Source organism: Devosia sp. A369 (genome assembly GCF_054489345.1).
Window position 1 is genome coordinate 97,459 of record NZ_JBTMWV010000005.1, and the last position, 12,637, is coordinate 110,095.

10 protein-coding genes are annotated in these 12,637 nt (G+C 63.6%); 6 read left to right on the forward strand and 4 right to left on the reverse strand.

Annotated features, from left to right (window positions below; all coding sequences use genetic code 11):
• Positions 1-26: 26 nt before the first annotated feature.
• Genes ACX3OZ_RS08615 through ubiE form a run of 4 tightly spaced genes read right to left on the reverse strand, consistent with a single transcriptional unit; the run spans position 27 to position 3,568 of the window.
• Complete coding sequence (locus ACX3OZ_RS08615) at positions 27-824, reverse strand: DUF2259 domain-containing protein (RefSeq protein WP_459094318.1); 798 nt, start codon at positions 822-824, stop codon at positions 27-29.
• Positions 775-1,236, reverse strand: coding sequence for a dUTP diphosphatase (gene dut, locus ACX3OZ_RS08620; protein ID WP_459094319.1), 462 nt, complete (start codon positions 1,234-1,236; stop codon positions 775-777). Before dut ends, ACX3OZ_RS08615 begins: the two co-directional genes overlap by 50 nt.
• 10 nt (positions 1,237-1,246) lie before the next feature.
• A complete protein-coding gene (ubiB, locus tag ACX3OZ_RS08625; RefSeq protein ID WP_459094320.1) occupies positions 1,247-2,800 on the reverse strand; it encodes a 2-polyprenylphenol 6-hydroxylase in 1,554 nt (517 codons plus the stop codon).
• 3 nt (positions 2,801-2,803) lie between these two features.
• On the reverse strand, positions 2,804-3,568 hold the full coding sequence (gene ubiE, locus ACX3OZ_RS08630) for a bifunctional demethylmenaquinone methyltransferase/2-methoxy-6-polyprenyl-1,4-benzoquinol methylase UbiE (protein WP_459094321.1): 765 nt from the start codon (positions 3,566-3,568) through the stop codon (positions 2,804-2,806).
• A 112-nt stretch (positions 3,569-3,680) separates the two neighbouring features.
• Here ubiE and mutM point away from each other — a divergent pair, with 112 nt between their 5' ends.
• The 6 genes from mutM to gyrB all read left to right on the forward strand — a co-directional run bounded on the left by mutM (position 3,681) and on the right by gyrB (position 12,620).
• Positions 3,681-4,568, forward strand: coding sequence for a bifunctional DNA-formamidopyrimidine glycosylase/DNA-(apurinic or apyrimidinic site) lyase (gene mutM / locus ACX3OZ_RS08635; protein ID WP_459094322.1), 888 nt, complete (start codon positions 3,681-3,683; stop codon positions 4,566-4,568).
• Positions 4,569-4,734: 166 nt separating this feature from the next.
• Positions 4,735-5,001, forward strand: a complete 267-nt coding sequence (gene rpsT / locus ACX3OZ_RS08640; RefSeq protein ID WP_459094323.1) for a 30S ribosomal protein S20 — start codon at positions 4,735-4,737, stop codon at positions 4,999-5,001.
• 916 nt (positions 5,002-5,917) lie between these two features.
• A complete protein-coding gene (gene dnaA, locus ACX3OZ_RS08645) occupies positions 5,918-7,375 on the forward strand; it encodes a chromosomal replication initiator protein DnaA (protein WP_459094324.1) in 1,458 nt (485 codons plus the stop codon).
• Between the two features lie 170 nt (positions 7,376-7,545).
• Positions 7,546-8,667, forward strand: a complete 1,122-nt coding sequence (gene dnaN / locus ACX3OZ_RS08650) for a DNA polymerase III subunit beta (RefSeq protein ID WP_459094325.1) — start codon at positions 7,546-7,548, stop codon at positions 8,665-8,667.
• A gap of 251 nt (positions 8,668-8,918) precedes the next feature.
• Positions 8,919-10,031, forward strand: coding sequence for a DNA replication/repair protein RecF (gene recF / locus ACX3OZ_RS08655; protein WP_459094326.1), 1,113 nt, complete (start codon positions 8,919-8,921; stop codon positions 10,029-10,031).
• Positions 10,032-10,166: 135 nt separating this feature from the next.
• A complete protein-coding gene (gyrB, locus tag ACX3OZ_RS08660; protein WP_459094327.1) occupies positions 10,167-12,620 on the forward strand; it encodes a DNA topoisomerase (ATP-hydrolyzing) subunit B in 2,454 nt (817 codons plus the stop codon).
• Positions 12,621-12,637: the final 17 nt, after the last annotated feature.

Below are 12,637 nucleotides of genomic sequence, written 5' to 3' on the forward strand. Positions count from 1 at the left end.
GCCGCGTCTCTTCGGGCGAGAGCGGGTCAGGGAGCAAGGGGCACCGCGATGAAGCGCCGGTCCGGCCCTTCAAAGCCCAGCGAATAGACGCTGACAATCGCCACCACGCCGGCCGTCGGGTCGGTGTTGAAGGCAGCAAAGCTGTCAAACGGGGCGATCACCCCATAGAGCCGATAGGCCGAGACGCAGCCTCGGCTTTTCGGCACCGTCTCGTCGCGATGCACTTCGGTGCTGGTGCCGTCCTTGGTGTAAATGAGGGCAAAGCCGGTGACTGGTTCATCGGTATAGCTGGCGCAGGCGGCGTCGCCCGGCGCGGTGAAGCTCTCCAGCGTCAAATCGAACACATGGTCCGGCGCGCTCATGCCATAGCTCGGCCAGCCGACACTCAGCTGGTTGAAATCGGCATCGACCGTGCCGTCGCCATTCAGCGCCAGAATGTCCACCGGCTCGGTGATGCCATATTGTTCGAGCAGCGGCTTTGCCTGTTCCTGCGCTTCGGCGCGGGCCTGGGGCAGGCCGACACTCTCATCGTCGAGGCGGACGCGGATCGGTGCGCCCTTGACCCAACTGTCACTGCTTAGATCGAGCACATAGATATTGGCATAGGCAAAGCCCGAGCCGTCCTGAATGCCGAATTCTTCAAAGGCGAAATAGCGGAAATCGTCGGAATAGCCGAGATAGTCGATGCCGGCCCGGTCACCGGCAAAAGCGGGGGTGGCGAGGGTGAGGGCGAGGGCCGCGCCGAGCCAGAATGGCGCGCGCCCGCTCACCGGGTTAGCCGCGTCCGGTTGAGCCAAAGCCGTTATGGCCGCGTTCAGTGTCATCGAGCGTCTCCACCGTTACGAAACTTGCCGCGCTGACCGGGGCGATCACCATCTGGGCAATGCGGTCGCCGCGGCGCAGGGTGAATTCGGCCTGCCCCAGATTGATCAGCGGCACCATCACCTCGCCGCGATAATCGGCGTCGATTGTGCCCGGCGCGTTGAGCACAGTCACCCCATATTTGACCGCGAGGCCCGAGCGCGGCCGCACCTGTGCCTCGTGGCCTTCGGGCAGCGCCATGGCAAAGCCGCAAGGCACCAGCCCGCGCACACCCGGCGCTAGCACCATCACTTCGCCTACCGGCAGCGCGGCGGCCAGATCCATGCCGGCGGCGCCGGCGGTCTGCCGGCTCGGCACGGGCAGGCCCACGCCATGCGGCAGCCAGACCAGGTCGACGGAAACCACATCAATCATCGTATAGGCCTCACAGCGAAGTCAGCGTCAGCAGGCGCCACAGCAGCGCCGCCATGGTCAGCCCGGTAATCCCCATCAGCCCCAGCATGGCCCAGCGCAGCACTCGATCGCGCGGGCGGGCCTTGTTGGCGTGATAATCGGCCAGCGCCAGTTCGGCCTGCTCGATGATGATGGGCAGTCGCCCGGCCGCCTCGGCGGCGGTGGTGAAATGGTCCTTGATGTCTTCCAGCCGCCCCAGCGGTCCGGCTTCCTTGCGCAGCCAATCGCCCACCACCGGCTCGGCCACGGTCCAGATATCGAGATGCGGATCAAGCGCGCGGGCGACGCCTTCGACCAGCACCATGGATTTTTGCAGCAGCACCAGCTCGGGGCGCGTCTCCATGGAAAACAGGTCGGTGATGGTGAACAGCTGGCCGAGCACGCGGGCCATGGAAATATCCGAGGCGGTGCGGCCATGCAGCGGCTCGCCGATGGAGCGGATGGCGAGGGCAAAGTCGTCGACCGACTGGTCCTTGGGAACATAGCCGATATCGAAATGCCGTTCGGCCACCAGGCGATAATTGCGGGTGATGAAGCCGTAAAGAATGTCGGCGAGGAAGCGGCGTTCCTTGCGGTTGATGCGACCCATAATGCCGAAATCGACGGCGATGACGTCGCCATTGCGCCGATCGGCGAACAGATTACCCGGATGCATGTCGGCATGGAAAAAGCCGTCGCGGATGGCATGGCGCAGGAAGCTCTGCAGCAGGTTGGCCGCCAGCGCCTTGCGATCGACCCCGGCGGCATCGAGCGCCGCATGGTCGCGAATCGGGATGCCGTCGACCCAGCTGGTGGTCAGCACATTTTGCGCGACGTGATCCCACGACACGGTGGGGATGACGAAGCCGGTGTCGTTTTTGATGTTCTCGGCCATTTCCGAAATGGACGCAGCTTCGAGCCGTAAATCGAGTTCGAGCCGTGCCGAGCGGTCGAGGGTGGCCACCACTTCGGTGGGACGCAGACGGCGGGTCGAGTGCACCAGCCCCTCGGCCAGCCGCGCGACCGCGTAAAAGCTCTCGATATCGGCCATGAAGCGGGCTTCGACGCCGGGGCGCAGGATCTTGACCGCGACGGTCTTGGGCAGGCCGCTGGCCGGCTTGAGCCTGGCCTGATGCACCTGGGCGATGGAGGCGGCGGCGATGGGCGGGGACAGCTCGGTCAGCTCGTCGGCCTTGTCGCCCAATGCGGTCTTGAGAATGGCCGGCACCAGCGTGGCGTCGAACGGGTCCATCTTGTCCTGCAGCCCGGCCAAATCATTGGCGATCTGCGGCCCGACCACATCGGGGCGGGTGGCCAGGGTCTGGCCGAATTTGACATAGGTGGGGCCGAGCCGGTTGAGCGCCTTGTTGAGGCGTTCGACATGGCCGGTCTTACGCACGCTGGGGCGCTCGATCAGCCGGCCCAGCCAGATGCCGAGGCGCAGCGGCGCCAGCGCGGGGGGCAGTTCACCGGGAATGGACAGCGCCCCTTCGCGCGCCAGCACATAGCCGGCGCGGAACAGACGGAGATAAGCGCCGATGACCATGGGCTAGAGCTTCCATCCGGAGAACAGCGTGGCGATGTTGCCGGTGAAGGAGGTGTGTTTGGCGCGCTTGAAGCCGGCCTGGGTCAGCATGGCGGTAAACGCCGTCGGGGCAGGGAATTTGCGGATCGATTCGACGAAATATTGGTAGGGCTGGGAATCCCCGGTCACCACCTTGCCCATCGGCGGGATCACCCGGTCGGAATAGAGCTTGTAGAGACTGTCGAGGCCCGGCACGTCGACCTGGGAGAATTCCAGCACCAGAATGCGGCCGCCGCGCTTGAGCACGCGATGCGCCTCGTCGAGCGCCTTCTGGACGCGCGGCACGTTGCGGATGCCGAAGGCGATCGTATAGGCGTCAAAGCTGTTGTCGGCGAAGGGCAGCTCTTCGGCATTGGCTTCGACAAAGCTGGCCTGCGCCGGATAGCGCCAGGCCTTGGCACGCTCGGCCCCGACCCGCAGCATGTCCGAATTGATGTCCGAGACCACGACTTCGGCATAGCCGACCGAGGCATTGATGATGCGCTCGGCGATGTCGCCGGTGCCCCCGGCCATGTCGAGGACCTGATACGGCCGCGTGCCGGTCTTGGGCGGCGCCAGCTCATTGACCAGGGCGTCCTTCCACAAGCGATGCACGCCGGCGCTCATCAGATCATTCATCAAATCATAGCGGTCGGCCACATTATGGAACACCGCATTGACCAGGCCCTGCTTATCGTCCATCGCCACGGTCTGCTCGCCGAAATGAGTGGTCTCGCGCGCGTCGGTCATGGCATCGTCCAATCGGCCTTGTATGATATTCGTACATCTCGTACGGCCGCACCATATGCAACCCATTCTGGCTTTGCCATGGCACAAAGCCGCACAGGTAAAGAGGCCAACAATGCCCGAACTGCCCGAGGTCGAAACCGTACGCCGGGGGCTGGAGCCCTGGCTGGTGGAGGCGCGGATCGATTCCGTGACGCTGCGCCGCGCCAATCTGCGCTTTCCGTTTCCCGAGGGATTGGCCGCAGCGCTGGAAGGCCAGACCATCGTGTCGGTGGGTCGCCGCGCCAAATATCTGCTGATCGGGCTGAGCAATGGCCAGACCGTGCTGAGCCATCTGGGCATGACCGGCTCCTGGCGCTTTGCCGAGCACGGCATCGACAAGCCGCCGCGCTATTACGAGCCGGGCACCGAGCCCAAACATGATCACATGATCTGGGATATTTCCCATCCCGCCCATGGCAAGAGCCATCTGATCTATGCCGATCCGCGCCGCTTCGGTTTCATCGATCTCTATGACGATATTGGCGACAGCCCCTATCTCAAGGATCTGGGCCCCGAGCCGCTGGGTAATGATTTCAATGCCGACATGATGGCGGCCAAGTTCAAGGGCAAGAAATCCCCGATCAAGGCAGCGCTGCTCGATCAGCGGGTAGTGGCGGGGCTGGGCAATATCTATGTGGCCGAGGCGCTGCACCGGGCCCATATCCTGCCCACGGTGCTGGCCGGCACGCTGGTGACCGCCAAGGGCAAGCCCAAGGCGGCGTTGGAGGACCTGGCCCATGCGGTGCGGCAGGTGCTGGTGGAGGCCATCGAAGTGGGTGGCTCGACCCTGCGCGACTTCCGCAATGCCGAAGGCGGCTCGGGCTATTTCCAGCATCGTTTCGCCGTCTATGACCGCGAAGGCGAGCCCTGTCCGACCCCGCTCTGCACCGGCACCATCCAGCGCATCGTGCAGTCGGGACGCTCGACGTTTTTCTGTCCGGTGTGCCAGAAGGCGCCATAGCAGGCCTCAGCGCCCCTTGTGGCCTGAATCCAGTTGACGCTCACCCCGCCATCCCCTATAGACCGCCCAACTTGGTGGCAGACGAACGCCGCCGAATTTCATTTCATCCCGGACGCCTGTGACCCATGAGGGTGCATGTGGCCGGTTGGACGCCAAGAGGACCGTTATGGCCAATACTCCTTCAGCCAAGAAGGCCACCCGCAAGATCGAAGCCCGCACCGCGGTCAACAAGTCGCGCCGTTCGCGCGTGCGCACCTTCATCCGCAAGGTTGAAGAAGCCATTGTTGCCGGCGACCACGCAGTTGCCATGGCAGCGCTGAGCGCAGCGGCTCCCGAGATCAACCGTGCGGCCACTCGCGGTATCGTCCACGCCAATCTGGCGGCCCGCAAGATTTCCCGCCTCAATAGCCGGGTCAAGGCGCTTAGCGCCTGATCGGCCAGCGCGGCGCCCTAAGGGCTGCTGCTGCCAGCATGTGAAACTGGGCTCCGCAAGGGGCCCATTTTCTTTGTATGGTACCGGGCAAGGTTTTTCCGTCTGTCCGGCGTCCTACGAAGCTCCTGACAGGATAGCCAATTGCCGGACGGGTATGCCCGTTTGGGGCTTTGTGCTGGCCTGCCAAAGGCTTGGCGCCATGAAGGTCGTTTTTGCCGCAGCGCGGAAATCGGGCGTGCGGCGGAAAAATCACCCGGGCGGAAATAAATTTTTTACCCTTCGGGCCGACTTAAGGAATGGAATCTGCGTTGAGTCACAGACCCTTGCTTTGAGGGACTTTGGCGGGGGCGGGGGACCAGAAATCACAACCTCGGAGTCAACCCCTCATTTTAAAGATTCCACGGTTGCGGGGCCAAAACCCTGCCTCTAAAGTGAATTGGTCAACACGGCAAAGGACACCAAGAATGAGTGTCCGGCGAGGTTGGCAGGCTCATTTTCCGAGCGTTGGTTTTTAGCTTCTCGGCGGCAACGCCGCAGGTGTTTTTGTACCGGTGAAGGTTGTGTTGGCAGCGTGTTTGGGGGCCAGTCCCCTCGATATCGGCATGGTTCAGTAGGCCTTCGGCCGTAGGGCCGGGTTCACGACAAGATTGAGATGGCAGCCGGTGGGGCAACCACCGGGGAGTGTAAATGCGTCCGCAATGTCGGACGCCAACGGCGAAGCTATGGCCAGTTGGAGCCCTCCGGTTCCGGCCACGGCAGAAAAAATGACAGGGCACATCCACTGGCTTTGCGGGCCAGCGGATCGAACAGAATGGGGCACATCAAGATGACGCGACAGGCAATTGCCGGAGGGGATGATTGGGCCAAGGCCAATTCCTCCTCTTCCCTTCCGACCACTCAAGGCGAAAAACCTGTCATGACCACTTCCGACACCTCCGAAGGCCAGCGCGATCTGTGGAACCGGGTCCGCGCGCGCCTCAAGGCCGGTGTTGGCGAAGATGTCTTCGCGTCCTGGTTCGCCCGGCTGGAGCTCGAGGAAATTGTCGAGGACGTGGTGCATCTGTCGGCGCCGACGCGCTTCCTCTGCTCCTGGGTCCAGTCCAACTACAGCGACCGGATTCTGGAATCCTTCCGCCAGGATGCTGCGGAAGTCGGCCGCATTCAGGTGACTTTGCGCGTCAATGGTCAGGCCCGCCCGCGCCTGGTCCAGGCCAATGCCGAACCCGCCGCCCCCAATGAAACCGCTGCTCCCGCTCTGGCGCCTGCCCCGCTGCCGACGACGAGCCAGCCGCGCATGGTGCGCGACAATTCTGCCGCCAAGGGCGATGCCCTGGCCGGCAGTGCCATCGATCCGCGCATGACCTTTGAGAGCTTTGTGCCCGGTGGCGCCAATGAAATGGCGCTCGGCGTGGCCAAGCAGATCGCCCAGGCGGTCGCCAACAACACCGTGACCTTCAATCCGGTCTACATTCATTCCACGGTCGGTCTGGGCAAGAGCCACCTGCTCAACGCCATCGCCCATGCGGTGCAGCAGGCCGAGCCGTCCAAGAATATCGTCTATCTGACCGCCGACCACTTCATGTATCATTTCATCACCGCCGTGCAGCGCCAGTCGGCACTCGGCTTCAAGGAATGGCTGCGTCGGGTCGATCTGCTGCTCATCGACGACATGCAGTTCCTGCAGGGCAAGTCCGCCACCGAATTCGGCCATACGCTGGGCACGCTGCTCACCGGCGCCAAGCAGGTGGTGGTAGCCGGCGATGCACCGCCGCGTGATCTCGAAATGCTCGACGAACGCATCAAGTCGCGCCTGTCGGGCGGGCTGGTGGTGCCGATTTCCGGCTTCGATCTCGATCTGCGCCGGGCCATCGTGCAGCGCCGCGCCGAGCAGTCGGCAACCCGCTATGGCATGCATTTCCCGGTGCCGGTGATCGACTATGTCGCCCGCGCCGTGGTCAGCCATGGCCGCGATCTCGATGGCGCGGTCAACCGCCTCGTCGCCGCCAACCAGCTGACCGGTGAACTGATCACCGTGCCGCTGGCCGAAAAGACCCTGGGCGACCTGATCCGCAGCCGCGAAGCCCGCCGCGTCCGTATCGAGGACATCCTCAAGATCGTCTCGCGCCACTACAAGGTGCCGCGCAACGAGCTGCTGTCGGCCCGTCGCTCGCGCGACGTGGTGCGTCCGCGCCAGATCGCCATGTTCCTCGCCAAGGCGCTGACCTCGCGGTCGCTGCCCGAAATCGGCCGGCGCTTCGGCGGCCGCGATCACACCACCGTGCTGCACTCGGTGCGCAAGGTCGAGCAGATGATCAAGGACGACGTGGAACTGGCGCAGGAGATCGAGCTGCTCAAGCGCATGCTCGAAGAATAGCGGGCGGGTTGCCCCCTTCTCCCCTCGCTGGGAGAAGGGCAGACCAATGCGACGGAAAATCCTGCGGCAAACCTGTCCCCGCCCTTGCCTTTGCGTTCACAAATTGTAAATGTCCAAACCCCGGTCCGCCGGGGTTTTTTGTCGTCGCGTAGTGCCAGGGAAGTTGCCGAATGAAAGTCACGCTCGAACGCAATCATCTGCTCAAGTCGCTGAGCCATGTGCATCGGGTGGTGGAGCGGCGCAACACCTACCCCATTCTGGCCAACGTGCTGTTCAAGGCCAGCGACGACAAGGTCGAGCTGCGCGCCACCGACCTCGACATCGAAGTCACCGAATCGGTGCCGGCCATGGTGTCGACTGCCGGCACCACCACGGTCCCGGCCCATACGCTCTATGAAATCGTCCGCAAGCTCTCCGATGGCGCCGAAGTGCGGCTCGAGACCGATGGCGGCGAGAACATGGTGCTCACCTCGGGCCGCTCGCGCTTCAACCTGGCGTGTCTGTCGCCGGACAGCTTCCCCGATCTTAAGTCGGGCAGCTTCGGCCATGAATTCACCATGCCCGCCTCGGCTTTGCGCGAGTTGATCGAGCGCACCCAGTTCGCCATCTCCAACGAGGAGACGCGCTACTATCTCAACGGCATCTATTTCCACACCGTCGACATTTCCAATGTCGGCACCGTACTGCGCGCCGTCGCCACCGACGGCCACCGCATGGCCCGCGCCGAGCTGGACGCGCCGGCTGGTGCCCAGGGCATGCCCGGCATCATCGTGCCGAAAAAGACCGTGGGTGAAGTGCAAAAGCTGCTCGACGGCGCCGATGGCGACGTCACGGTGGAAGTCAGCGACACCAAGATCCGCTTCACCGTCGGCACCGTGGTGCTGCTCAGTAAGCTGATCGAAGGCACCTTCCCCGATTACGATCGGGTGACCCCCAAGAATAACGACAAGCAGATGAATGTCGATCGCGCCAGCTTTGCCATCGCTGTCGACCGCGTCTCCACCATTGCCTCCGATCGCGGCGGCAAGGCGGTCAAGCTGCATGCCACCAACGGCCTGCTCGAACTGTCGGTGACCAATCCCGACCATGGCACGGCCAGCGAAGAGCTGGCCGTGGAATTTGAAACCGACGGCTTCGAGATCGGCTTCAATGCCCGCTATCTGCTCGACATCATCGGCCAGATTCGTTCGGAAAACGCCGTCTTCATGTTCAACGACGCCGGCTCGCCGACGCTGGTCAAGGACGACGGCGAAACCCGCGCGCTCTACGTGCTGATGCCGATGCGGGTGTAAGTGGCGTCCCGCAGGGGAAATCGCTCCGGTGGAGCGATTTAAGCCGCGAACGCCCGGAGAGCTATGCTCGCAGGGCCCAGACTTGTCGCATGCTCGATCCTCCCTTCTCCCCTTGAGGGAGAAGGTGCCCGAAGGGCGGATGAGGGGTCTGCGATGGTGAAGCCTGCAATGCCGACTGTTACGACCCCTCACCCGTCTCGGCTGCGCCGATCCACCCTCTCCCTCAAGGGGAGAGGGGTAGAAAGGGTGTAATGACCCGTCACCTCTCCCGCCTGCGCCTCACCGCCTTCCGCAATTATGCCGCGGCGGCGCTGGATCTTGATTCTCGCCATGTCGTACTGACCGGCCCCAATGGCGCCGGCAAGACCAACCTGCTCGAAGCCATTTCGGTGCTGTCGCCCGGCCGGGGGCTGCGTGGGGCTAGTTTTGAGACCCTGCAGGCCCATGGCAGCGATATCGGCTGGGCGGTGGCGGCCACCATCGAAACCGATAACGGACCGGCCGATATCGGCACCGGCGCGGCGCCTGAAGGCGGGCGGCGGGTGCGCATCAATGGCGCCAATGCCCGCTCTATCGAGGCGATGAGCGACTATCTGCGCGTGCTGTGGTTAACCCCGGCGATGGATGGATTGTTTTCCGGCCCGGCCGGCGATCGGCGGCGCTTTCTCGATCGGCTCGTCACCACCCTCATTCCCAGCCACTCGGCCTCGGTCGGCGATTACGAAAAGGCCATGCGCCAGCGCAATCGGCTGCTGGAAGAGCAGGGCGATCCGGCCTGGCTCAATGCCATCGAGGCGCAGATGGCCGAGCTGGGTGCTTCGATCCATCTGGCGCGCGCCGATAGCCTTGAGCATCTGCAGGCGCTGATCGAGCAGAGTCTCGATGATGTCAGTTTCCCGGCCGCCCATCTGGCGCTGACGCCGCTGCTGGAGGGCGTGGTCGACCATCCGTCCTCGGCGGCGCTGGAAACCGCCCTGCGCGACGCCTGGCGGGCCGCGCGCGGGGTTGATCGTGCCGCCGGGCGCACCATATCAGGGCCACACCGGGTCGATCTTGAGGTGACCTATGCCCAAAAGGGCATGCCGGCCGCGCTGGGCTCGACCGGCGAGCAAAAGGCACTGCTGATCGGCCTCATCCTGGCGCATGCGCGCTTGGTCAAATTGCGCACCGCCATCACCCCGTTTCTGCTGCTTGACGAGATCGCCGCCCATCTCGATCCCGACCGGCGCCGGGCGCTGTTTTTGGCGCTCGACGGGTTGGGTACGCAGTGTTTTCTGACTGGTACCGACCGGGTCTTGTTCGAGGCGCTGGGCGAGCGGGCGCAGCTGATCACGGTGCGCGATGGACGGGTTTATCCCGACTGAGGCGGCGCCTGGGAATGAACCGGCGAATCGGGGCGCCTATCCCCCGCAAATGGCCCGCAAAAGCCCATTTTGCTTGGGGTTAGACCCCTGTTCCGGTAGAACAAAGTACCTGCGAAATAGACTGATTCGGACCCCATGACCGATAGCGAAAATCCCATTCCCGACGAATACGGCGCTGACAGCATCAAGGTGCTCAAGGGCCTCGACGCCGTGCGCAAGCGCCCCGGCATGTATATCGGCGATACCGATGACGGTTCGGGCCTGCATCACATGGTCTATGAGGTGGTGGATAACGCCATTGACGAGGCGCTGGCCGGTCACGCCGACCTGGTCACGGTGTCGCTCAATGCCGATGGTTCGGTGACGGTCAACGACAATGGTCGCGGCATTCCCACTGGCATCCATCAGGAAGAGGGCATCTCGGCGGCCGAGGTCATCATGACCCAGCTCCATGCCGGCGGTAAATTCGACCAGAACAGCTACAAGGTCTCGGGGGGCCTGCACGGCGTGGGCGTGTCGGTGGTCAATGCGCTGAGCCAGTGGCTGCGGCTCAATATCCGCCGCGACGGCAAGATTTTCGAGATGGGTTTCACCCATGGCGTCGCCGATGCGCCGTTGGCCCAGACCGGCACCTATGTCGCCAACAAGCAGCCCGGCACTTATGAAGGCCGCAGCGGCAGCGCCATCAGCTTTTTCCCCTCGACCGACACCTTCACCATGGTCGAGTTCGATTTCAAGACGCTGGAGCATCGCCTGCGCGAGTTGGCCTTCCTGAACTCGGGCGTCCGCATCATTCTCAACGATTCCCGCCACCCCGAGCTGGTCAGCACCGAGCTGTATTACGAGGGTGGTCTCGAAGCCTTCGTCAAATATCTCGATAAGTCCAAGACCGGCGTGCTCGAGGCGCCAATCACCATGATCGGCGAAAAGGACGGCATCGTCGTCGAAGTCTCGCTGCAGTGGAATGACAGCTATCACGAGAACGTGCTGTGCTTCACCAACAACATCCCGCAGCGCGATGGCGGCACCCATCTGGCCGGCCTGCGCGGCGCCTTGACGCGCCAGGTGGTCGGCTATGCCGAAAGCTCGGGCATCGCCAAGCGCGAAAAAGTCAGCATGACCGGCGACGACACCCGCGAGGGGCTGACCTGCGTGCTTTCGGTGAAAGTCCCCGATCCGAAATTCAGCTCGCAGACCAAGGACAAGCTGGTCTCCTCCGAAGTTCGCCCGGTCGTTGAAAGCATCGTCAACGACAAGCTCGGCCAGTGGTTCGAAGAGCATCCCAACGAGGCCAAGATCATTGTCGGCAAGGTGGCGGAAGCCGCTGCCGCCCGCGAAGCCGCCCGCAAGGCGCGCGAACTGACCCGCCGCAAGGGCGCGTTGGAAATCTCCTCGCTCCCCGGCAAGCTGGCCGACTGCCAGGAACGCGACCCGGCCAAGTCTGAAATCTTCATCGTCGAGGGTGACTCGGCTGGTGGCTCGGCCAAGCAGGGCCGCGACCGCTCCAATCAGGCGGTGCTGCCGCTGCGCGGCAAGATCCTCAATGTCGAGCGCGCCCGCTTTGACCGCATGATTTCCTCCGATCAGGTCGGCACGCTGATCACGGCGCTCGGCACCGGCATTGGTCGCGAAGAGTTCAACGCCGACAAGCTGCGCTACCACAAGATCATCATCATGACTGACGCCGACGTGGACGGCGCCCATATTCGCACCCTGCTCCTGACCTTCTTCTACCGGCAGACGCCGGAGCTGATTGAGCGCGGCCACATCTACATCGCCCAGCCGCCGCTCTACAAAGCCATGCGCGGCAAGTCCGAGCAGTACCTCAAGGACGAAGCGGCGCTGGACAAATATCTGATGGAAGCCGGGCTCGACGACGCGGTATTCAAGACCCGTGACGGCGTCGAACATGCCGGCGGCGACCTGCTTGGCATCGTGCAGCAGGCGCGCGATATCGTGCTGGCCATCGACAATCTCAACACCCGCTATAATCGCAGCCTGGTCGAACAGGCGGCGATTGTCGGCGGGCTCGATCCCGATGGCCTGGCCGATCCGGACCGCATCACCGGCACCATGAACCGCATCTCCAACCGGCTCGACCGCATTTCCGACGAGCTGGAACGCGGCTGGTCCGGCGCCATCACCGACGACGAAAGCCTGGCCTTCTCGCGCACCGTGCGCGGCGTGACCGAGACCCACGTCATCGACAAGCTGCTGCTGCAAAGCGCCGACGCGCGCAAGCTGCGCCAGCTCGCCGACCGGCTGGACGAAATCTATGGCGGCGTGCCGACGCTGACCCGCAAGGGCGACTCCATTCCCGTGTTTGGCCCGGCTTCGCTGTTCAAGGCAGTGACCGATGCCGGCCGCAAGGGCGTGTCGCTGCAGCGCTACAAGGGCCTGGGGGAAATGAATGCCTCCCAGCTCTGGGAAACCACGCTCGACCCCAATGCCCGCACCCTGCTCAAGGTCGAGATCGACAACACCACCGAAGCGGACGAGATTTTCACCGCCCTGATGGGCGACCTGGTCGAACCCCGCCGCGACTTCATTCAGGACAATGCCCTCAGCGTCAGCAACCTGGACGTCTAGCAACACTTGCATCGGGC